29 protein-coding genes are annotated in these 21416 nt (G+C 52.8%); 23 read left to right on the top strand and 6 right to left on the bottom strand.

The window, feature by feature from the left end; translation table 11 throughout:
- Positions 1-25: 25 nt before the first annotated feature.
- The 3 genes from WFN87_RS12695 to WFN87_RS12685 form a co-directional block, all read right to left on the bottom strand.
- Positions 26-895 carry a phosphoribulokinase gene (locus WFN87_RS12695; RefSeq protein ID WP_008457077.1) on the bottom strand — a complete coding sequence of 290 codons (870 nt, stop codon included), beginning with the start codon at positions 893-895 and terminating at the stop codon, positions 26-28.
- A gap of 90 nt (positions 896-985) precedes the next feature.
- A complete protein-coding gene (locus tag WFN87_RS12690) occupies positions 986-1204 on the bottom strand; it encodes a YheU family protein (RefSeq protein ID WP_008457083.1) in 219 nt (72 codons plus the stop codon).
- Position 1205: 1 nt separating this feature from the next.
- Positions 1206-2222 (bottom strand): hydrolase, encoded by a 1017-nt coding sequence (locus tag WFN87_RS12685; protein WP_008457087.1) that lies wholly within the window; start codon positions 2220-2222, stop codon positions 1206-1208.
- Positions 2223-2282: 60 nt separating this feature from the next.
- Between WFN87_RS12685 and WFN87_RS12680 the strand changes: the two genes are divergently transcribed.
- On the top strand, positions 2283-2885 hold the full coding sequence (locus WFN87_RS12680) for a LysE family translocator (protein ID WP_008457089.1): 603 nt from the start codon (positions 2283-2285) through the stop codon (positions 2883-2885).
- 41 nt (positions 2886-2926) lie between these two features.
- On the opposite strand, the gene WFN87_RS12675 is transcribed toward WFN87_RS12680, so the two are convergent.
- The gene (locus WFN87_RS12675) at positions 2927-4831 is read right to left on the bottom strand and encodes an ABC transporter ATP-binding protein (protein WP_336706432.1); all 1905 of its coding nucleotides are present in this window, start codon (positions 4829-4831) and stop codon (positions 2927-2929) included.
- Between the two features lie 124 nt (positions 4832-4955).
- On the opposite strand from WFN87_RS12675, the gene kefG reads away from it, so the two are divergent.
- The 4 genes from kefG to slyD all read left to right on the top strand — a co-directional run bounded on the left by kefG (position 4956) and on the right by slyD (position 8207).
- A complete protein-coding gene (kefG, locus tag WFN87_RS12670) occupies positions 4956-5507 on the top strand; it encodes a glutathione-regulated potassium-efflux system ancillary protein KefG (protein WP_008457093.1) in 552 nt (183 codons plus the stop codon).
- Positions 5507-7312: a glutathione-regulated potassium-efflux system protein KefB gene (kefB, locus tag WFN87_RS12665; RefSeq protein WP_336983133.1), complete on the top strand. Its 1806-nt coding sequence runs from the start codon at positions 5507-5509 to the stop codon at positions 7310-7312. The genes kefG and kefB overlap by 1 nt, the downstream gene beginning before the upstream one ends.
- Positions 7313-7323: 11 nt before the next feature.
- A complete protein-coding gene (locus tag WFN87_RS12660; RefSeq protein ID WP_016538480.1) occupies positions 7324-7524 on the top strand; it encodes a YheV family putative zinc ribbon protein in 201 nt (66 codons plus the stop codon).
- 98 nt (positions 7525-7622) lie between these two features.
- The gene (gene slyD, locus WFN87_RS12655; protein WP_008457098.1) at positions 7623-8207 is read left to right on the top strand and encodes a peptidylprolyl isomerase; all 585 of its coding nucleotides are present in this window, start codon (positions 7623-7625) and stop codon (positions 8205-8207) included.
- 51 nt (positions 8208-8258) lie between these two features.
- Here slyD and WFN87_RS12650 read toward each other — a convergent pair whose 3' ends face one another.
- Complete coding sequence (locus tag WFN87_RS12650) at positions 8259-8477, bottom strand: protein SlyX (RefSeq protein ID WP_008457099.1); 219 nt, start codon at positions 8475-8477, stop codon at positions 8259-8261.
- 230 nt (positions 8478-8707) lie between these two features.
- On the opposite strand from WFN87_RS12650, the gene fkpA reads away from it, so the two are divergent.
- The 11 genes from fkpA (at position 8708) to bfr (ending at position 17126) form a co-directional block, all read left to right on the top strand.
- Entirely contained in the window at positions 8708-9535 is an 828-nt protein-coding gene (fkpA, locus tag WFN87_RS12645; protein WP_008457100.1) for an FKBP-type peptidyl-prolyl cis-trans isomerase, read from the top strand.
- A 339-nt stretch (positions 9536-9874) separates the two neighbouring features.
- Positions 9875-10603, top strand: coding sequence for a helix-turn-helix transcriptional regulator (locus WFN87_RS12640; protein ID WP_008457101.1), 729 nt, complete (start codon positions 9875-9877; stop codon positions 10601-10603).
- Positions 10603-10989, top strand: a complete 387-nt coding sequence (gene tusD / locus WFN87_RS12635) for a sulfurtransferase complex subunit TusD (RefSeq protein WP_336983134.1) — start codon at positions 10603-10605, stop codon at positions 10987-10989. The genes WFN87_RS12640 and tusD overlap by 1 nt, the downstream gene beginning before the upstream one ends.
- Positions 10989-11348 (top strand): sulfurtransferase complex subunit TusC, encoded by a 360-nt coding sequence (tusC, locus tag WFN87_RS12630; protein ID WP_336983135.1) that lies wholly within the window; start codon positions 10989-10991, stop codon positions 11346-11348. The genes tusD and tusC overlap by 1 nt, the downstream gene beginning before the upstream one ends.
- 7 nt (positions 11349-11355) lie before the next feature.
- Entirely contained in the window at positions 11356-11643 is a 288-nt protein-coding gene (gene tusB / locus WFN87_RS12625; protein WP_166994595.1) for a sulfurtransferase complex subunit TusB, read from the top strand.
- A gap of 124 nt (positions 11644-11767) precedes the next feature.
- A complete protein-coding gene (gene rpsL, locus WFN87_RS12620) occupies positions 11768-12142 on the top strand; it encodes a 30S ribosomal protein S12 (protein WP_008457105.1) in 375 nt (124 codons plus the stop codon).
- Between the two features lie 95 nt (positions 12143-12237).
- Entirely contained in the window at positions 12238-12708 is a 471-nt protein-coding gene (gene rpsG, locus WFN87_RS12615) for a 30S ribosomal protein S7 (protein ID WP_008457106.1), read from the top strand.
- 93 nt (positions 12709-12801) lie between these two features.
- Complete coding sequence (gene fusA, locus WFN87_RS12610; protein WP_008457107.1) at positions 12802-14916, top strand: elongation factor G; 2115 nt, start codon at positions 12802-12804, stop codon at positions 14914-14916.
- A gap of 71 nt (positions 14917-14987) precedes the next feature.
- A complete protein-coding gene (gene tuf / locus WFN87_RS12605; RefSeq protein ID WP_038478205.1) occupies positions 14988-16172 on the top strand; it encodes an elongation factor Tu in 1185 nt (394 codons plus the stop codon).
- A 214-nt stretch (positions 16173-16386) separates the two neighbouring features.
- Complete coding sequence (gene bfd, locus WFN87_RS12600; protein WP_008457135.1) at positions 16387-16581, top strand: bacterioferritin-associated ferredoxin; 195 nt, start codon at positions 16387-16389, stop codon at positions 16579-16581.
- 71 nt (positions 16582-16652) lie between these two features.
- Entirely contained in the window at positions 16653-17126 is a 474-nt protein-coding gene (bfr, locus tag WFN87_RS12595; RefSeq protein ID WP_166996004.1) for a bacterioferritin, read from the top strand.
- 48 nt (positions 17127-17174) lie between these two features.
- On the opposite strand, the gene WFN87_RS12590 is transcribed toward bfr, so the two are convergent.
- Positions 17175-17654, bottom strand: a complete 480-nt coding sequence (locus tag WFN87_RS12590; RefSeq protein WP_336983137.1) for a prepilin peptidase — start codon at positions 17652-17654, stop codon at positions 17175-17177.
- 388 nt (positions 17655-18042) lie between these two features.
- Here WFN87_RS12590 and rpsJ point away from each other — a divergent pair, with 388 nt between their 5' ends.
- Genes rpsJ through rplV form a run of 7 tightly spaced genes read left to right on the top strand, consistent with a single transcriptional unit; the run spans position 18043 to position 21411 of the window.
- Positions 18043-18354: a 30S ribosomal protein S10 gene (gene rpsJ, locus WFN87_RS12585; protein WP_001181005.1), complete on the top strand. Its 312-nt coding sequence runs from the start codon at positions 18043-18045 to the stop codon at positions 18352-18354.
- A gap of 31 nt (positions 18355-18385) precedes the next feature.
- Entirely contained in the window at positions 18386-19015 is a 630-nt protein-coding gene (rplC, locus tag WFN87_RS12580; protein ID WP_006178923.1) for a 50S ribosomal protein L3, read from the top strand.
- Positions 19016-19025: 10 nt separating this feature from the next.
- A complete protein-coding gene (gene rplD / locus WFN87_RS12575; protein WP_008457145.1) occupies positions 19026-19631 on the top strand; it encodes a 50S ribosomal protein L4 in 606 nt (201 codons plus the stop codon).
- A complete protein-coding gene (gene rplW / locus WFN87_RS12570) occupies positions 19628-19930 on the top strand; it encodes a 50S ribosomal protein L23 (protein WP_008457148.1) in 303 nt (100 codons plus the stop codon). Before rplD ends, rplW begins: the two co-directional genes overlap by 4 nt.
- Before the next feature lie 17 nt (positions 19931-19947).
- Positions 19948-20769: a 50S ribosomal protein L2 gene (gene rplB, locus WFN87_RS12565; protein WP_008457150.1), complete on the top strand. Its 822-nt coding sequence runs from the start codon at positions 19948-19950 to the stop codon at positions 20767-20769.
- Between the two features lie 16 nt (positions 20770-20785).
- On the top strand, positions 20786-21064 hold the full coding sequence (rpsS, locus tag WFN87_RS12560; RefSeq protein WP_001138115.1) for a 30S ribosomal protein S19: 279 nt from the start codon (positions 20786-20788) through the stop codon (positions 21062-21064).
- Between the two features lie 14 nt (positions 21065-21078).
- Entirely contained in the window at positions 21079-21411 is a 333-nt protein-coding gene (gene rplV, locus WFN87_RS12555; protein ID WP_002919773.1) for a 50S ribosomal protein L22, read from the top strand.
- Positions 21412-21416: the final 5 nt, after the last annotated feature.

The following is a 21416-nucleotide window of genomic DNA, read 5'->3' as shown; positions in this document are numbered from 1 at the left end:
CGGTATACAGACCGCCCTTACGCCATCAGGCAATTTTCCTGCCTTCTGCCAGCCGCTGCACCAGCGGGGCCATGATCAGCTCCATCGCCAGCCCCATTTTCCCGCCCGGTACCACCAATGTATTGATGTGGGAGATAAACGACCCCTGCAACATCGCCAGCAGATAAGGGAAGTCGATGTCGTCCAGCCCACGGAAGTGAATGACCACGAAGCTTTCGTCCAGCGACGGAATGGCTCGCGCGGCAAACGGGTTAGAGGTGTCTACCGTCGGAACGCGCTGGAAGTTGATATGGGTACGTGAGAACTGCGGCGTAATGAAGTTGATGTAATCGTCCATGGAGCGCACTACGGAATCCATCACCGCTTCCCGTGAATGGCCGCGTTCGCTGGTATCGCGCACCAGTTTCTGAATCCATTCCAGGTTAACGATGGGCACCACGCCTACCAGTAAATCGACGCAGTCGGCGACGTTATGTTGAGGGGTGACTACACCGCCGTGCAGGCCTTCGTAAAACAGGACGTCAGTGGGCTCCGGGAGCGGCTGCCAGGGCGTAAAAGTGCCCGGCACCTGGTTCCACGGCACCGCTTCATCGTAGGTATGCAGGTATTTACGCGCTTGCCCTTTGCCGGTCTGGCCGTATTCGATAAAGGTTCGTTCCAGTAACCCGAAGTCGTTGGCGTCTGGCCCAAAGTAACTAATATGGCGGCCAGCATCGCGTGCTTTGCGGATAGCCATGTCCATTTCCGGGCGGGTATAGCGGTGGAAACTGTCGCCTTCAACTTCAGCGGCGCGCAGGTTGAGCTGCTGGAAAATCTTGCGGAAAGCGAGGCTGGTGGTCGTGGTGCCGGCGCCGCTGGAACCTGTGACCGCAATAACCGGGTGTTTGGCTGACATAGGGTGAAAACTCCGTGAGGGATCGGAAAAGAGATCTGTATCTGCTTGTTATACTTTTCAGCCAGTATAGATCACCCTGCCAGTCAGCGGTCAGCCGCGAAACTGCCCGCGCGGCATAATGTTCACCGTTTCATGGAGTTCAGACCAAACCAGCACGGCCTCGCCGCTTTGTAACTGGCGCTTCACGTCGGCGACTTTTTGCGTCAGCGAGCGCTCCTGCTCACCATAATCGGTGCCTTCCCGTAATACAAAAGATTCAATCAAATTGTCGAGCGTTTCAGGGTCGAGATCTTGCCAGGGAATGATCATTTCAGTGGTCCAGGAAGCGGGTTAGCCAGTCGGGAATGCGCTGCTCAAGCCACATCTGTGGGCGCAGCAGAGTCCCGCCGACAAAGCCAACGTGGCCGCCGTAAGTCGTGAGCTGGTAGTGGATATTGGGCGGCAGCGTTTCGCGATCCGGGATGACGTGGTGATCCATAAACGGGTCGTCTTTGGCGTGAATAATCAGCGTCGGAGCGGCAATTTCCGGTAAAAGCGGCATGGCGCTGCACTGGCGATAGTAGTCCAGCGCGTCGGCAAAGCCATGGATCTTCGAGGTAATTAAGTCATCGAACTCGCGAATGCGGCGCAGGCTTTTCAGCTTGCGGAGGTCGATTGGCAGCGAGCCAGGGTAGCTCTTCAGCTTACGGGCGGCATTTTTCTTCAGCAGATTCAGCAGGTAATGCTGATAGACGCGCGAGAAGCCCTGCTCCATGTGGTAGCAACACTGCTCAAGCATCAGCGGGGCGGAAACAATCACGCCGGCTTTCAGCGTGCAGGCAGCGCCCTGTTTTGCCATCAGGCAGGCGAGCATGTTCCCACCCAGCGAAAAACCAACTGCGGCGGTGGGGACTTCACCGTAGCGCTGGTTTAACCATTCGAGGAAGTAAGTACCGTCTTCGGTTTCGCCGGAGTGATAAATGCGTTCTTTACGGTTCGGCACGCCGCTGCAGCCGCGAAAATGCATCACCACGCCCAGCCAGCCGCGTTTTTTCGCCGCTTCTATCATACCGTGAGCATACGGGCTGTGGAGGCTGCCTTCGAGTCCGTGAAACACGACCAGGCGAGGTTTGTGCATAGCGGTTTGCGGATCTTCGCTCCACGCAAGATCGACGAAATCCCCGTCCGGCATATCCAGCCGCTGCCAGTGGGGTTTGAAATTGATTCGACGACGAATCAAACGTGGGATCATGGTTTGCAGATGCGGGTTACTGAGTCCGCGCATCGGGCGGAAATCGTCACCTTCATCATGATGAATATTCAATTCTAAAGGACTTGTACTGGCCATATCACACTGTTAGTTTCGTTTAGTTCGCTAATTATTCTTCGGGTGTGGAGCACCCAATTCATGGACTTAACGCTTTTTCTTTCGATGCTGGGCTTTCTCTGGGTCGCCGCCATCACACCTGGCCCTAATAATACGCTACTTACCGCATCCGGGGCGAATTACGGTTTCTTCCGCAGCCTGCCGCTGATGATTGGCATCATGCTTGGGATGCAGTGCATTTTAGTGCTTGTTGCCTTCGGCGTAGGCAGCTTAATCCTGCTTTACCCCGCTCTGCACCTTATCCTGAAGATTGCCGGGAGCGTTTACCTTTTGTGGCTAGCCTGGAAAATTGGCACCGCGAAATACGAGCGCCTGGAAACGGATGCGGCCCCGCCGTCTCCGGTACCTTTCTGGCAAGGTGGCCTGCTGCAGGTGATTAACCCTAAAGCGTGGCTGATGGCGCTGGGTGCGGTAGCCAGTTTCAGCCTGGCGGGCGCAGCCTACCTGCATTCCGTGGCGATGATTAGCGTAGGGATTGCGCTGGTGAACATTGTGGCCGGGGTTATCTGGATAGCCTTTGGCAGCCTGATTGGCCTGTTCCTGCGCAGCCGTCGCTCCTGGGCTATTTTCAACGTCAGCATGGGCGTGTTAACCGCCGCCTGCGTGCTGCTTATCTGGCGTTGAGGGCAAACCCTCTCCTCGCGAGGAGAGGGAAACGTTCGCGTTTAGTCGGCCTGCAGCATCTGTTCAAGCTGTTCCTGAATATCCAGCCATTCCATCTCGCACTCTTCCAGCGCCGACTTCACTTTTACCTGCGTTTGCAGGCATTCGTTCATCTCGGCTTTACGGCTCTGGTCGTAGATAGCGCTGTCTGCCAGCTTCTCTTCTACTTCTGCAAGCTGAGCGTTCAGCTTTTCCATCTGCTTTTCAAGCTGGGTAATTTGCTTGCGCAGCGGCTGAGTTTGGGTGCGAAGTTCGGCTTCACGGCGCTTCTGGTCCTTGCGGGCCTGGGCGCTGTTGGCGTTATCTTTCGCTGATTCCGCGGGCTGATTCTCCTGTTTTTGCAGGTCGCTCAGCCACTGTTGGTAATCCTCGAGGTCGCCATCGAAAGCTTCCACTTTGCCGTCGTGCACCAGGTAGAGATCGTCCGTGGTGGAGCGCAGCAGGTGGCGGTCGTGCGAAACCACAACCAGCGCGCCCTCAAAGTCGATTAGCGCTTCGGTCAGCGCCTGGCGCATGTCGAGATCGAGGTGGTTCGTCGGTTCATCGAGCAGCAGCAGGTTAGGGCGCTGCCAGACAATCAGCGCCAGCACCAGCCGGGCTTTTTCACCGCCGGAGAAACGCGCCGTTTGTTCCGTGACTTTATCGCCCTGGAAACCAAAGCCGCCCAGATAGTCACGCAATTGCTGTTCCAGCTCGCGTGGGGCAATACGAGCCAGATGCTGAAGCGGCGATTCATCGGCGCGCAGGTATTCCAACTGATGCTGGGCGAAGTAGCCGAGCTTGATGCCTTTGGCCAGGCCAATGTCACCCTGCAGCGGCTGCAATTCACCGGCCAGCAGTTTGATTAACGTGGATTTCCCCGCCCCGTTTCGGCCCAGCAGGCCAATACGCGAGCCAGGAACAAGGTTCAGCTTGATGGAGTTGAGGATCACTCGCTCACCGTAGCCTGCGCTGACCTTTTCCATCCTCAGCAGTGGATTGGGAAGGTTTTCTGGCGCACGGAAGCTGAAGTGAAACGGGTTATCGACGTGAGCCGGGGCAATCAGCTCCATGCGCTCCAACATTTTCACGCGGCTCTGCGCCTGCTTGGCTTTGGACGCTTTAGCTTTAAAGCGATCGATAAAGCTTTGCAGGTGGGCCACTTTTTGCTGCTGGCTTTCGTACATCGACTGCTGTTGAGACAGGCGAGTTGCGCGCTGGATCTCAAATGACGAATAGTTGCCGGTGTACTCGAACATATTTTCCTGTTCGATGTGGATAATTTTATCGACCACCGGATCGAGGAAGTCCCGGTCGTGAGAGATAAGAATCAGGGTACCCTGGTAGCTTTTCAGCCAGCGCTCCAGCCAGATGACCGCGTCCAGATCGAGGTGGTTGGTTGGTTCATCGAGCAGCAGCAGGTCGGAACGGCAAATGAGCGCCTGGGCAAGGTTAAGACGCATGCGCCAGCCGCCCGAGAAATCGCTTACCGGGCGTTCCAGCTGTTCATTGCTGAAGCCCAGACCGTGCAGCAGGCTGGAGGCGCGTGAGCGAATGGTCCACGCATCGACCGCGTCCAGCTTGCCGTGAACCAGCGCAATGGCGTGACCGTCGTTGCGTTCGTTGGCGACGTCTAGCTCGGCTTCCAGCTTGCGGAATTCACGGTCGCCGTCGATCACATACTCTATCGCCGGCATCGCAAGGGCTGGCGTTTCCTGATTCACCCAGGCAAGCTGCCAGTTGCCGGGAAAGCTTGCGCTCCCGCCATCGGCGCTTATCTCGTTTTTCAGCAACGCCAGCAGCGTGGATTTTCCACAGCCGTTTTTACCCACCAGGCCGACTTTTTGCCCGGGGTTGATGGTGGCGGTGGCGTTATCCAGCAGAACGCGGGTGCCGCGACGAATTTGTAACGAGGAGAAAACAATCATAAAGCGCCGTATGTTCAGAGTATGTTAAATTGTCATTGTAATTCGTTAACATGTCGCCTGGGCAACAGGTCGGGCTGCATGGTAGCCCAAAATAATGACTATGACGACGCCCTGGAGGGTAATGATGTCGCAGCCGCCGAAAGTTTTGCTGCTGTATGCCCATCCGGAATCCCAGGACTCGGTGGCTAACCGGGTTTTGCTTCAGCCGGCTCTGCAGCTTGAAAATGTGACCGTGCACGATCTCTACGCGCACTATCCCGATTTCTTTATCGATATTTATCACGAACAGTCATTGCTGCTGGAGCACGATGTCATTGTTTTTCAACACCCTCTTTATACCTACAGCTGCCCTGCGTTGCTGAAAGAGTGGATGGATCGCGTCTTAAGCCGGGACTTTGCCAGCGGCATCGGAGGCAACGCGCTGGCGGGAAAGTACTGGCGCAGCGTGATCACCACCGGCGAGCCGGAAGGGGCCTATCGCTATGACGGCTATAACCGTTTCCCCTTAACCGAAATTTTACGACCTTTTGAGCTCACCGCGGCGATGTGCAAGATGCACTGGCTGATGCCGATTATCGTTTACTGGGCTCGCCGCCAGTCTAAGCCGGAGCTGCAAAGCCACGCGAAAGCTTATGGTGAGTGGCTGGCGAATCCGTTGCCGATGGGAGGCCGTTGATGGAAGGTTCTGATTTACTGTTGGCGGGGGTGTTGTTTCTCTTCGCGGCGGTTGTTGCTGTCCCGGTTGCCGCACGTTTAGGTATTGGCGCCGTGCTGGGCTATTTGCTGGCAGGTATCGCTATTGGCCCCTGGGGCTTAGGGTTTATCAGCGATGTTGATGAAATCCTGCATTTCTCCGAACTGGGCGTGGTGTTCCTGATGTTTATCATCGGGCTGGAGCTGAATCCGTCGAAGCTATGGCAACTGAGGCGCTCTATCTTTGGCGTTGGGGCGGCGCAGGTGATTCTCAGCGCGGTGGTGCTCGCGGGTCTGCTGATGCTGACGAATTTTTCCTGGCAGGCGGCAGTGGTGGGCGGCATCGGCCTTGCGATGTCTTCCACAGCGATGGCGCTGCAGCTGATGCGCGATAAAAGCATGAACCGCAGCGAATCCGGTCAGCTAGGCTTTTCGGTCCTTCTGTTCCAGGATCTGGCGGTGATCCCGGCGCTGGCGCTGGTGCCGCTGCTGGCCGGGAACGGCGACGATCATACCGACTGGATTAAAGTCGGCCTGAAGGCGTTGGCGTTTATCGGCATGCTATTGGGCGGGCGCTATTTGCTTCGCCCGGTTTTCCGCTTTATTGCCGGGTCCGGGGTGCGTGAAGTCTTTACCGCGGCTTCGTTGTTGCTGGTCCTTGGCTCGGCGCTGTTTATGGATGCGCTTGGGTTTTCTATGGCCTTGGGAACGTTTCTGGCTGGCGTGCTGCTGGCGGAAAGTGAATATCGTCACGAGCTTGAGATTGCTATCGATCCGTTCAAAGGCCTGCTGCTGGGGCTGTTCTTTATCTCTGTTGGCATGGCACTGAACCTGGGCGTTTTGTTCACCCATTTACTGTGGATTGCAGTGAGCGTGGTTGCGCTGGTGGCGGTGAAAGCCACCATTTTGTATGGCCTGTCGCGGGTGTATGGTTTGCGTAGCTCTGAGCGGCTGCAGTTTGCGGGCGTGCTAAGCCAGGGCGGCGAGTTTGCCTTCGTGCTGTTTTCCGCGGCGGCCTCACAGAGGCTGTTCCAGGGCGATCAAATGCCGCTGCTGCTGGTCACGGTTACTCTGTCGATGATGACCACGCCGCTGCTGATGAAAGGTGTGGATGCGATTCTTGCCCGGCGCTTTAATCCGGGCGAGGAAACAGAGGAGACGCCTTACGTTGAGGACGATCATCCGCAGGTTATCATCGTCGGATTTGGGCGTTTTGGTCAGGTGATAGGCCGCCTGTTGATGGCGAATAAGATGCGTATCACCGTTCTTGAACGGGATATCAGCGCCGTAAGCCTGATGAGAAAATACGGTTATAAAGTGTATTACGGCGATGCGACGGAAGTGGAACTGTTGCGTTCGGCGGGAGCGGAAGAGGCCAAATCCATTGTTATCACCTGCAATGAGCCGGAAGATACGATGCGGATAGTCCATCTCTGTCAACAACACTTTCCACATCTTGCCATACTGGCGCGTGCTCGCGGCCGCGTTGAGGCACATGAATTGTTGCAGGCCGGCGTTAAACTGTTCTCGCGTGAAACCTTCTCCAGCGCCCTTGAACTTGGGCGTAAGGCCTTGCTCACGCTGGGTATGCATCCTCACCAGGCGCACCGGGCTCAATTACATTTCCGCCGACTGGATATGCGTATGCTGCGTGAACTGATGCCAATTCACACGGACAGTGCGCAGATTTCCAGGGTGCGGGAAGCCCGGCGTGAGCTGGAAGATATTTTTGAACGTGAAATGCAGCAAGAGCGTCGGCAGCTGGACGGCTGGGACGAATTTGAATAAGGGTGAAGCCAATGTCAGTGCGTAAGCGTTTTATTGCCGGGGCCGTTTGTCCCAAATGCCAGGCTAAGGATTCTCTCGCGCTGTGGCGCGAGAACAACGTTGATATCGTTGAGTGCGTAAAGTGTGGCCATCAGATGCGAGAGGCCGACAAGCAGGTTCGCGAGCACGTTCGCGAGCAGGAGCAAGTGATAGGGATTTTTCATCCCGACTAGCGAGATGGAGCAGCTTTTTTTAAGCTAGAGGGTACAGCGGCGCAGATTTCCGCTACAATCGGCGCCAGTTTTTTCCCTACGCTCGTTCAGGAGATATCATGAAAGTAGCAAAAGACCTGGTGGTCAGCCTGGCCTATCAGGTACGTACAGAAGACGGTGTGTTGGTCGATGAGTCTCCGGTGAGCGCGCCGCTGGACTACCTGCACGGTCACGGCTCCCTGATTTCTGGCCTGGAAACGGCGCTGGATGGTCACGAAGTTGGCGACAAGTTTGACGTTGAAGTGGGCGCGAACGACGCTTACGGTCAGTACGACGAAAACCTGGTGCAGCGCGTACCGAAAGACGTCTTCATGGGCGTTGACGAGCTGCAGGTTGGTATGCGCTTTATGGCGGAAACCGATCAGGGCCCAGTGCCGGTCGAAATTACCGAAGTGGAAGACGAGCACGTTGTGGTTGACGGTAACCACATGCTGGCCGGCCAGAACCTGAAATTCAACGTGGAAGTTGTTGCTATCCGCGAAGCGACCGCTGAAGAGCTGGCCCATGGCCACGTTCACGGTGAGCACGACCATCATCACGACCACGATCACGAGGGTTGCTGCGGTGGTCACGGCCACGATCACGACCATGGTCACGAGCATGGTAAAGGTGGTTGCGGTAACGGCGGCTGTGGTTGCCACTGATCGCTGTGAAAGAGAAAAGGCCGCATTAGCGGCCTTTTTTACGTCTGTTATTCAGTAATGTGGCGGCGGCGTCTCTTCGGACTCTGAAGCGATCATCGACGGCTGGCTGGCCTTGAGCTTTTCAACCAGCAGACGGAAATGCTCGCGAAGTTTGACCATCTCAAGCTCGTGCGCCGTCACGGTCTGGTTCAGCTCTTCAATCGTAATCTCCTGAAAGGCAAGACGACTCTCGAGATCTTCCAGCCGTTGTTCGGTGGATTTAGTGTGCATGGCGGTTCCTCTTTTGCCTGCGCGATGGACAATATGCGGTGATTTTACTGAAAATGACCCAGCTTTACAGCGCAGAAGCACGTTGAAGGAAACTTCTTTAAACAAAAAGAATCTCAATTTGACTCGATAACTCGCTGAGAGATTGTGTAGATTTCTTTCACGACGTTATAGTACGTCACTTAGCTTATTTGAAACCCTGGGGTGAGAGGCCCCGGCCCTTGGAGAAATGGATGAAATCATTATTTAAAGTAACGCTTCTGGCGACCACAATGGCCGTTGCCCTTAATGCCCCTGCTTTTGCGGCGCCTGCTGCAGCGAAAGATGCACCTGCGGCTCAGGCTGACAGCAAAGCGGCCTTTAAGAACGACGACCAGAAAGCCGCCTATGCATTAGGCGCATCGCTCGGGCGTTACATGGAAAACTCCCTGAAAGAGCAGGAGAAACTGGGGATCACCCTGGACAAGGCTCAGCTGATCGCGGGCGTACAGGATGCATTTGCGGATAAGAGCAAACTGTCTGACCAGGAAATCGAACAGACTCTGCAGGCGTTCGAGACTCGCGTAAAAGCCTCCGCTCAGGAGAAAATGGAGAAAGACGCTAAAGAGAACGCGGACAAAGGTAAAGCCTTCCGTGATGCTTTCGCCAAAGAGAAAGGCGTTAAAACGTCTTCTACCGGCCTGATGTATAAAGTTGAGAAAGACGGTACCGGTGATGCACCGAAGGATACCGATACCGTTGTGGTTAACTACAAAGGTACGCTGATCGACGGTAAAGAGTTTGATAACTCCTATACCCGCGGTGAGCCACTGTCCTTCCGTCTTGATGGCGTGATCCCAGGCTGGACTGAAGGCCTGAAAAACATCAAGAAAGGCGGCAAGATCAAGCTGGTTATTCCACCAGAGTTGGCTTATGGCAAAACCGGCGTGCCGGGGATCCCTGCCAACTCTACGCTGGTGTTTGAAGTTGAACTGCTGGACATTAAACAAGCGCCAAAAGCTGACGCTAAGCCAGCCGCTGCTGCAGATGCTAAAGCCGCTGACGCAGCCAAAAGCAAGTAATTAGCAGGTCGTTTGAGCCGCCGCCCACCGGGCGGCGGTTTTGTTTTTGGCACCAGCGTTTATTCCCCCCACGCGTAATGAGGAGAATAAAGACTGGAAAGCACATCTTACGTTGTATTACCTTAGCGGGCAGCGTTTCAACCGAGTATGAGTCTGCCCTGACACCATCAAAGCGCGACAGGCTCTCTTTAGAGTAAATTGCTGGCAACGTCTTTTATCCATAACACGCTCAATTTGCAGCAATAAAAATAATGGACGAAGTCTGCTGATTTACCCCAAACGCCCGAGAACCCCGTTGTCCGGACGTTTGTCATCAATCTGAGAGGGTGGTATTTTTTCATGTCCAATTCGCTTTTAACCAACGAAACCAGTGAACTTGATTTGCTGGACCAGCGTCCTTTTGAACAAACCGACTTCGAAATATTAAAATCCTATGAAGCGGTCGTGGACGGGTTAGCGATGCTGATTGGCTCCCATTGCGAAATCGTTCTGCACTCCCTGCAGGACCTGAAATGTTCAGCTATTCGTATCGCTAATGGTGAGCATACCGGGCGAAAAATAGGCTCGCCAATTACCGATCTGGCCTTGCGCATGCTGCACGATATGACCGGGGCCGACAGCAGCGTCTCTAAATGCTACTTCACTCGCGCAAAAAGCGGCGTTCTGATGAAGTCGGTGACGATTGCGATTCGCAACCGCGACCAGCGTGTGATTGGTTTGCTTTGCATTAACATGAACCTCGACGTGCCGTTCTCCCAGATCATGTCGACCTTTATTCCACCGGAAACTCAGGATCAGGAAGTGCCGTCTTCGGTAAACTTTGCGTCCTCCGTGGAGGATCTGGTGATGCAAACGCTGGAATTCACGATTGAAGAAGTGAATGCCGATCGTAACGTCTCAAATAACGCCAAGAACCGCCAGATAGTGCTCAACCTCTATGAAAAAGGGATCTTCGACATCAAAGATGCCATCAACCAGGTTGCCGATCGGCTGAACATTTCCAAACACACCGTTTATCTCTACATTCGCCAGTTCAAAAACGGCGACTTCCTCGGTCAGGATAAGTAATGCGTTTTGCCTTGATGGTTACTGGCCCGGCTTATGGGACGCAGCAGGCAAGCAGTGCATTGCTGTTTGCCCGGGCGTTGCTGGCGGAAGGACACTCGCTGGAGAGCGTTTTTTTCTACCGTGAAGGGATTTATAACGCCAATCAGCTGACCGCCCCGGCAAGCGACGAAGTTGATCTTGTTCGCGAGTGGCAGAGGCTGAGCGCGCAGCACGGTGTGGCACTGCATATTTGCGTGGCTGCGGCATTGCGTCGCGGTGTGACCGATGAAGAGCAGGCCAAATCTTTGGGGCTCAAGGTGAGTAATCTCCAGCCTGGCTTTACGCTTAGTGGCCTCGGGGCGCTGGCAGAATCCGCGCTTACCTGCGAAAGAATGGTGCAGTTCTAATGAAACGTGTCGCTTTTGTTTTTCGATCGGCGCCGCACGGCTGCACGGCTGGCCGGGAAGGGCTGGATGCATTATTGTCGACGTCGGCCCTGTCAGAAGATATCGGCGTGTTCTTTGTTGGCGATGGCGTTCTACAGCTGCTGCCGGGGCAACAGCCTGCCAAAGTGCTGGGCAGGGATTACATTGCCACTTTCCGCATTTTGCCGCTGTACGATATTGAGCAGTGTTTCCTTTGCGCTGCCTCAGTAAGGGAAAGAGGGCTTTCGGGTCAGGCATCCTGGGTTATCGATGTGGAAGCGCTTGAGCCTGATGCGCTTCGGGAAAAACTGAATCAGTACGATGTGGTACTTACCTTCTGAGGCTCCTATGCTGCATACCTTACGTCAGTCGCCCTTCCAGTGTGATATCACCGAGATTCTGCGTTATGCCCAGCCTGGTGACGATTTACTGCTGATTGAAGACGGCGTGATTGCCGCGCTGAATGGCAGCCGGGCGCTTGAATTACTGCTTTCCGCCCCCATTACTGTTAGCGCTCTGCAAGAAGATGTTGAGGCTCGTGGCCTCTCTGCTCAAATTTCGTCCAAAATTGAGCGTGTCGGCTATACTGACTTCGTCAGATTAACGATAAAACATAGCCAGCAGTTCGCCTGGTGAGGGCGGATCGCTGTATATTTCTTGACACCTTTTCGGCTCAGCCCTAAAATTCTGCGTCCTCATATTATATGAGGCCGTTTTATTACGTGTTTACGAAGCAAAAGCTAAAACCAGGAGCTATTTAATGGCAACAGTTAACCAGCTGGTTCGCAAACCACGCGTACGCAAAGTTGCAAAAAGCAACGTGCCTGCGCTGGAAGCTTGCCCGCAAAAACGTGGTGTATGTACCCGTGTATATACCACCACTCCTAAAAAACCAAACTCCGCACTGCGTAAAGTTTGCCGTGTGCGTTTGACTAACGGTTTTGAAGTCACCTCCTACATCGGCGGTGAAGGTCACAACCTGCAGGAACACTCCGTGATCCTGATCCGTGGTGGTCGTGTTAAAGACCTGCCAGGTGTTCGCTACCACACCGTTCGTGGTGCGCTTGACTGCTCCGGCGTTAAAGACCGTAAGCAATCTCGCTCCAAGTATGGCGTGAAGCGTCCTAAGGCTTAATGGTTCTCCGTTAAGTAAGGCCAAACGTTTTAAATTAATGTCAAAATAAACTCTTTGAGTTTTGGACAATCCTGAATTAACAACGGAGTATTCCTATGCCACGTCGTCGCGTGATTGGTCAGCGTAAAATTCTGCCGGATCCTAAGTTCGGATCAGAGCTGCTGGCTAAATTTGTAAATATCCTGATGGTAGATGGTAAAAAATCTACTGCAGAATCTATCGTTTATACCGCGCTGGAAACCCTGGCTCAGCGTTCTGGTAAAAACGAGCTGGAAGCTTTCGAAGTCGCTCTGGACAACGTCCGTCCGACCGTCGAAGTTAAGTCCCGCCGTGTTGGTGGTTCTACTTACCAGGTTCCAGTTGAAGTTCGTCCGGTTCGTCGTAATGCTCTGGCAATGCGTTGGATCGTTGAAGCTGCTCGTAAACGCGGTGATAAATCCATGGCTCTTCGCCTGGCGAATGAACTGTCTGATGCTGCAGAAAACAAAGGCACTGCAGTGAAGAAACGTGAAGACGTTCACCGTATGGCTGAAGCCAACAAGGCGTTCGCTCACTACCGTTGGTAATAAATCCTTCGTAGTGTTACCCAAGCGGGCGCTTCATGAAGCTGCCCGCTTTGGGTTACTTAACTTGAACGTCCCAGGATATAGAGGAATCAAATGGCTCGTACAACACCCATTGCACGCTACCGTAACATCGGTATCAGTGCACACATCGACGCCGGTAAAACCACGACTACCGAACGTATTCTGTTCTACACCGGTGTAAACCACAAAATCGGTGAAGTTCATGACGGCGCTGCAACCATGGACTGGATGGAGCAGGAGCAGGAGCGTGGTATCACCATTACCTCCGCTGCAACTACTGCATTCTGGTCTGGTATGGCTAAGCAGTATGAACCGCACCGCGTAAACATCATCGACACCCCAGGGCACGTTGACTTCACCATCGAAGTAGAACGTTCCATGCGTGTTCTTGACGGTGCAGTAATGGTTTACTGCGCAGTTGGTGGTGTTCAGCCACAGTCTGAAACCGTATGGCGTCAGGCTAACAAATACAAAGTTCCACGCATCGCGTTCGTTAACAAAATGGACCGTATGGGTGCAAACTTCCTGAAAGTTGTAGGCCAGATCAAATCCCGTCTGGGCGCGAACCCTGTTCCGCTTCAGCTGGCGATTGGTGCTGAAGAAGGTTTCACCGGCGTTATCGACCTGGTGAAAATGAAAGCCATCAACTGGAACGATGCAGATCAGGGCGTTACCTTCGAATACGAAGATATCCCAGCTGACATGCAGGACCTGGCTGACGAATGGCACCAGAACCTGATCGAGTCCGCTGCAGAAGCCTCTGAAGAGCTGATGGAAAAATACCTGGGCGGCGAAGAGCTGTCCGAGGAAGAAATCAAGAAAGCTCTGCGTCAGCGCGTTCTGAACAACGAAATCATCCTGGTTACCTGTGGTTCTGCATTTAAGAACAAAGGTGTTCAGGCGATGCTGGATGCGGTAATCGATTACCTGCCAGCACCAACCGACGTACCGGCAATCAACGGTATTCTGGATGACGGTAAAGACACGCCGGCTGAGCGTCACGCAACTGACGACGAGCCGTTTGCTGCTCTGGCATTCAAAATCGCCACTGACCCGTTCGTTGGTAACCTGACCTTCTTCCGCGTTTACTCCGGCGTTGTTAACTCCGGTGATACCGTGCTGAACTCCGTTAAAGCTGCTCGTGAGCGCTTTGGCCGTATCGTTCAGATGCACGCTAACAAACGTGAAGAGATCAAAGAAGTTCGCGCAGGCGACATCGCGGCTGCTATCGGTCTGAAAGACGTAACTACTGGTGACACCCTGTGTGATCCAGATTCGCCTATCATTCTGGAGCGTATGGAATTCCCAGAGCCGGTAATCTCCATCGCCGTTGAACCAAAAACCAAAGCTGACCAGGAAAAAATGGGTCTGGCTCTGGGCCGTCTGGCTAAAGAAGACCCATCATTCCGCGTATGGACTGATGAAGAATCTAACCAGACCATCATCGCCGGTATGGGTGAACTGCACCTCGACATCATCGTTGACCGTATGAAGCGTGAATTCAACGTTGAAGCGAACGTCGGTAAACCTCAGGTTGCTTACCGCGAAGCGATTCGCGCTAAAGTTACCGATATCGAAGGTAAACACGCCAAGCAGTCTGGTGGTCGTGGTCAGTACGGTCATGTTGTTATCGACATGTACCCACTGGAGCCGGGCTCTAACCCTAAAGGTTACGAGTTCATCAACGACATCAAAGGCGGCGTAATTCCTGGCGAATACGTCCCTGCCGTTGATAAAGGCATCCAGGAGCAGCTGAAATCTGGTCCACTGGCGGGTTACCCGGTTGTTGATCTCGGCGTGCGTCTGCACTTCGGTTCTTACCATGACGTTGACTCCTCCGAACTGGCGTTTAAACTGGCCGCTTCTATTGCCTTCAAAGATGGCTTTAAGAAAGCTAAACCAGTTCTGCTTGAGCCTATCATGAAGGTTGAAGTTGAAACTCCGGAAGAGAACACCGGTGACGTTATCGGTGACCTTAGCCGTCGTCGTGGTCAGCTGAAAGGCCAGGAATCTAACGCTACTGGCGTACAGATTCATGCTGAAGTTCCGTTGTCTGAAATGTTCGGGTACGCAACTCAGCTGCGTTCTCTGACCAAAGGTCGTGCATCTTACTCCATGGAATTCCTGAAGTATGATGACGCACCTAACAACGTTGCTCAGGCCGTAATCGAAGCTCGTGGCAAATAAGCCAACGCTTTTAACACAATGATCCCGTGCTCTCTCCACAAGGGGAGGGCACAATAGTAAGGAATATAGCCGTGTCTAAAGAAAAATTTGAACGTACAAAACCGCACGTTAACGTTGGTACTATCGGCCACGTTGACCACGGTAAAACCACTCTGACCGCTGCAATCACTACCGTTCTGGCTAAAACCTACGGTGGTTCTGCTCGTGCATTCGACCAGATCGATAACGCACCAGAAGAAAAAGCTCGTGGTATCACCATCAACACCTCCCACGTTGAGTACGACACCCCGACTCGTCACTACGCGCACGTTGACTGCCCAGGGCACGCCGACTACGTGAAAAACATGATCACCGGTGCTGCTCAGATGGACGGCGCTATCCTGGTTGTTGCTGCGACTGACGGCCCTATGCCTCAGACCCGTGAGCACATCCTGCTGGGTCGTCAGGTTGGCGTTCCTTACATCATCGTGTTCCTGAACAAATGCGACATGGTTGATGACGAAGAGCTGCTGGAGCTGGTTGAAATGGAAGTGCGTGAACTTCTGTCTCAGTACGACTTCCCAGGCGATGACACCCCAATCATCCGTGGTTCTGCTCTGAAAGCGCTGGAAGGCGAAGCTGAGTGGGAAGCTAAAATCGTTGAACTGGCTGGCTTCCTGGATTCTTACATCCCAGAACCAGTACGTGCAATCGACCTGCCGTTCCTGCTGCCAATCGAAGACGTATTCTCCATCTCCGGTCGTGGTACCGTTGTTACTGGTCGTGTAGAGCGCGGTATCGTTAAAGTAGGTGAAGAAGTTGAAATCGTTGGTATCAAAGATACTGCGAAATCTACCTGTACCGGCGTTGAAATGTTCCGCAAACTGCTGGACGAAGGCCGTGCTGGTGAGAACGTAGGTGTTCTGCTGCGTGGTATCAAACGTGAAGAAATCGAACGTGGTCAGGTACTGGCTAAGCCAGGCTCAATCAAGCCACACACCAAGTTCGAATCTGAAGTGTACATCCTGTCCAAAGACGAAGGCGGCCGTCATACTCCGTTCTTCAAAGGCTACCGTCCACAGTTCTACTTCCGTACAACTGACGTGACCGGTACCATCGAACTGCCAGAAGGCGTAGAGATGGTAATGCCAGGCGACAACATCAAAATGGTTGTTACCCTGATTCACCCAATCGCGATGGACGACGGTCTGCGTTTCGCAATCCGTGAAGGCGGCCGTACCGTTGGCGCTGGTGTTGTTGCAAAAGTTCTGAGCTAATCCTCTGATACTTTAATGCAATAGTGAAAAGGGCATCTTAGGATGCCCTTTTTTATGTTTGAACTTTGCTGTTTGCCAGTGAAAGCGATCGCTTACTGCAGTTGGCATCAGTTTTTGCATTTGATTACCATTCTCTGTCTTCTGCCCCGCCGTACTCCTTGTAAAGCCAATCATTCTCATTTACAATTTGCGCGGTTTTTGAGCGGGAGTGATCATGTACGTTTGCTTGTGTAACGGTGTAAGCGATAAGACAATTCGTCAGGCGGTGCGACAACATCACCCGCAGTCTTTTCAGCAACTTAGAAAGTTTATCCCGGTGGGAAATCAGTGCGGGAAGTGCGTTCGACAGGCGCGTGAAATCATGCAAGACGAACTGATGCAGATCCCGGAATTTAAAGAGATCGCTTAAAACACGCTCATTTTTTTGACTTACACCCTGTGACATCTACGCTTCAATAAGTGGAAGCGGAGGATGTCAAAATGAAAGGTGATGTTAAGATAATAAATTATCTCAATAAATTATTGGGAAACGAGCTTGTCGCAATTAACCAGTATTTTCTGCATGCCCGCATGTTCAAAAACTGGGGATTAAAACGTCTGAACGACGTTGAGTACCACGAGTCCATCGATGAAATGAAGCACGCCGATAAGTACATCGAACGTATTCTCTTCCTCGAAGGCATTCCAAATCTGCAGGACCTCGGCAAGCTGGGTATTGGGGAGGATGTCGAAGAAATGCTTCGCTCTGACCTGAGGCTGGAACTGGAGGGTGCAAAGGATTTGCGTGAAGCCATCGCCTATGCCGATAAAGTGCATGATTATGTTAGCCGTGACCTGATGATCGAAATTCTGGCCGATGAAGAAGGCCATATCGACTGGCTCGAAACGGAACTGGACCTCATTCAGAAGCTGGGCATTCAGAACTACCTGCAGGCCCAGATACGCGAAGAGTAACCTCGTATGATCAAGGCAGAGGGATTTCCCTCTGTCTTCTTTGAAACCTTATCCAAATACCTGCCAGCAAAAATTCCCCCATCCTGAGAGCGCAAGCCAGGGGCCAAAAGGCATTTCAGCGCTGTCACGGTACCCGATCAGATAAAGTATTCCTGCATAAGCGATGCCCAGGGAAGATGCCAAAGCGACGATGACAGGCAGATGCTGCCAGTAGCTCCAGGCTCCAATTGCCGCCAGCAGTTTGAAATCACCATAACCTAATCCTTCTTTGCCGGTAGCATAACGGAATACTTGAAAGATAACCCACAGGAAGAGGTAGCCGGCTATCGCGCCGAATACGGCATGATGAACATGGTGGGGGTTAACCAGACTATGAAACAACAATCCCAGCCACAGTAAGGGTAGGGTAAGTCTGTCTGGTAGAAGCATGGTTTTGAAATCACTTAAGCTTAGCGCCAGAGCCAGGCAAAAATAGAGCAACGCAGCGACGGGGAGTAGCCAGGCGATCTGTATGTCGGTCAGTATCATCTTTTTATCCCGCTGAGGATTAAGCCCTCGGATGCTACGCGGGTGTGCTGGCTAAACCTATCAACCTTCTAATTTGGCGTGTGATAATGCGCAATGCCTCGAAGATATAGGGAAGGTAAGGCATGAAACTCACTAAATGCAGGATGCCGGTGAAATTTCAACCCATATGACTTGCAAGCTGCCTTGAAACCCGTATAATGCGCGGGCTGTCTTAATAGACCGCTGGTTCAATATGAACCCTGATAGCAGTCAGTCGAAGCAATTCAGTTGCTATCAAACAATGTCCCCAATTGGGGGACTATGTATGAACGATTACACTCCTCCATCAATCGTAATGGATGTGAGTAGTAATTTTTTTCGTCTATAAAATAATTGGAGCTCTGGTCTCATGCAGAACCAAAGAATCCGTATCCGCCTTAAAGCGTTTGATCATCGTCTGATCGATCAATCAACTGCGGAAATCGTCGAGACTGCTAAGCGCACTGGTGCGCAAGTCCGTGGTCCGATCCCGCTGCCGACCCGCAAAGAGCGCTTTACCGTTCTGATCTCCCCGCACGTCAACAAAGACGCGCGTGATCAGTACGAGATCCGCACTCACAAGCGTCTGGTTGACATCGTTGAGCCAACTGAGAAAACCGTTGATGCTCTGATGCGTCTGGATCTGGCTGCCGGTGTAGACGTGCAGATCAGCCTGGGTTAATCAGGTCATTGACGATTGAGAGGTTGAAACAATGATTGGTTTAGTCGGTAAAAAAGTGGGTATGACCCGTATCTTCACTGAAGACGGCGTTTCTATCCCAGTAACCGTAATCGAAGTAGAAGCAAACCGTGTTACTCAGGTTAAAGACCTGGCTAACGACGGCTACCGTGCTGTTCAGGTGACCACTGGTGCTAAAAAAGCTAACCGTGTAACCAAGCCGGAAGCTGGTCACTTCGCTAAAGCTGGCGTTGAAGCTGGCCGTGGTCTGTGGGAATTCCGTCTTGCTGAAGGCGAAGAGTTCACCGTAGGTCAGGACATTAGCGTTGAACTGTTTGCTGACGTTAAAAAAGTTGACGTAACCGGTACCTCTAAAGGTAAAGGTTTCGCAGGTACCGTTAAGCGCTGGAACTTCCGTACCCAGGACGCGACCCACGGTAACTCCTTGTCTCACCGCGTTCCGGGTTCTATCGGTCAGAACCAGACTCCGGGCAAAGTGTTCAAAGGCAAGAAAATGGCAGGCCAGCTGGGTAACGAACGTGTCACTGTTCAGAGCCTGGACGTAGTACGTGTTGACGCTGAGCGCAACCTGCTGCTGGTGAAAGGTGCGGTCCCGGGTGCAACCGGTAGCGACCTGATCGTTAAACCAGCTGTGAAGGCGTAAGGGGATAGCAATGGAATTAGTATTGAAAGACGCGCAAAGCGCGCTGACTGTTTCCGAAACTACCTTCGGTCGTGACTTCAACGAAGCGCTGGTACACCAGGTTGTTGTTGCTTATGCAGCAGGCGCCCGTCAGGGTACTCGTGCTCAGAAGACCCGTGCTGAAGTAACTGGTTCCGGCAAAAAGCCGTGGCGCCAGAAAGGTACCGGCCGTGCGCGTTCTGGTTCTATCAAGAGCCCGATCTGGCGTTCCGGTGGCGTAACCTTCGCTGCTCGCCCGCAGGACCACAGTCAAAAAGTTAACAAAAAGATGTACCGCGGCGCGCTGAAAAGCATCCTGTCCGAACTGGTACGTCAGGATCGTCTGATCGTTGTTGAGCAGTTCTCTGTTGAAGCACCGAAAACCAAGCTGCTTGCTCAGAAACTGAAAGATATGGCTCTGGAAGATGTGCTGATCGTGACCGGTGAACTGGATGAGAATCTGTTCCTGGCTGCTCGTAACCTGCATAAGGTTGACGTGCGCGATGTAGCTGCAATCGACCCAGTTAGCCTGATCGCCTTCGACAAAGTCGTTATGACTGCGGAAGCAGTTAAGCAAGTTGAGGAGATGCTGGCATGATCCGTGAAGAACGTCTGCTGAAAGTACTGCGCGCGCCGCACGTATCTGAAAAAGCGTCTACCGCGATGGAAAAAACCAACACCATCGTACTCAAAGTTGCGACTGACGCGACCAAAGCAGAGATCGTTGCTGCTGTACAGAAGCTGTTCGAAGTTGAAGTAAAAGACGTTAACACCCTGGTAGTTAAAGGGAAAACTAAACGTCACGGACAGCGTGTTGGTCGTCGTAGCGACTGGAAAAAAGCTTACGTCACCCTGAAGGAAGGCCAGAATCTGGACTTCGTCGGCGGCGCTGAGTAAGTCGGAGGAGAAAGACAATGGCAGTTGTTAAATGTAAACCGACATCTCCGGGTCGTCGCCACGTAGTTAAAGTGGTTAACCCTGAGCTGCACAAGGGCAAGCCTTTTGCTCCGTTGCTGGAAAAAAACAGCAAATCCGGTGGCCGTAACAACAATGGTCGTATCACTACCCGTCATATCGGTGGTGGTCACAAGCAGGCATACCGTATTGTTGACTTTAAACGCAACAAAGATGGTATCCCGGCAGTTGTTGAACGTCTTGAGTACGATCCGAACCGTTCCGCGAACATCGCGCTGGTTCTGTACAAAGATGGCGAACGCCGTTACATCCTGGCCCCTAAAGGCCTGAAAGCTGGCGACCAGATTCAGTCTGGCGTTGATGCTGCAATCAAAGCGGGTAACACCCTGCCGATGCGCAATATCCCGGTTGGTTCTACCGTTCATAACGTAGAAATGAAACCAGGTAAAGGCGGTCAGCTGGCTCGTTCCGCTGGTACCTACGTGCAGATCGTTGCTCGTGATGGTGCTTACGTTACCCTGCGCCTGCGCTCCGGTGAAATGCGTAAAGTCGAAGCTGACTGCCGCGCAACCCTGGGCGAAGTTGGCAACGCTGAGCATATGCTGCGCGTTCTGGGTAAAGCAGGTGCTGCTCGCTGGCGTGGTGTTCGTCCTACCGTTCGCGGTACCGCGATGAACCCAGTCGATCACCCACATGGTGGTGGTGAAGGTCGTAACTTTGGTAAGCACCCGGTATCCCCGTGGGGCGTTCAGACCAAAGGTAAGAAGACCCGCAGCAACAAGCGTACTGATAAATTTATCGTACGTCGCCGTAGCAAATAATTTTAGAGGATAAGCCATGCCACGTTCTCTCAAGAAAGGTCCTTTTATTGACCTGCACTTGCTGAAGAAGGTAGAGAAAGCGGTGGAAAGCGGTGACAAGAAGCCCCTGCGCACTTGGTCCCGTCGTTCAACGATCTTTCCTAACATGATCGGTTTGACCATCGCTGTCCATAATGGTCGTCAGCACGTTCCAGTCTTTGTTTCCGACGAAATGGTCGGTCACAAACTGGGTGAATTCGCACCGACTCGTACTTATCGCGGCCACGCTGCTGATAAAAAAGCGAAGAAGAAATAAGGTAGGAGGAAGAGATGGAAACTTTAGCTCAACATCGCCATGCTCGTTCTTCTGCTCAGAAGGTTCGCCTTGTTGCTGACCTGATTCGCGGTAAGAAAGTGTCGCAGGCTCTGGATATTCTGACCTACACCAATAAGAAAGCGGCTGTATTGGTTAAGAAAGTACTGGAATCTGCCATTGCTAACGCTGAACACAACGATGGCGCTGACATTGACGATCTGAAAGTCGCGAAAATCTTCGTAGACGAAGGCCCTAGCATGAAGCGCATTATGCCTCGTGCAAAAGGTCGTGCAGATCGCATCCTGAAGCGCACCAGCCACATTACTGTGGTTGTGTCCGATCGCTGAGACTC

The organism is Cedecea sp. AS113 (genome assembly GCF_037152415.1).
Lineage (GTDB): Bacteria > Pseudomonadota > Gammaproteobacteria > Enterobacterales > Enterobacteriaceae > Cedecea.
This window is presented reverse-complemented; position numbering and strand designations above follow the sequence as displayed.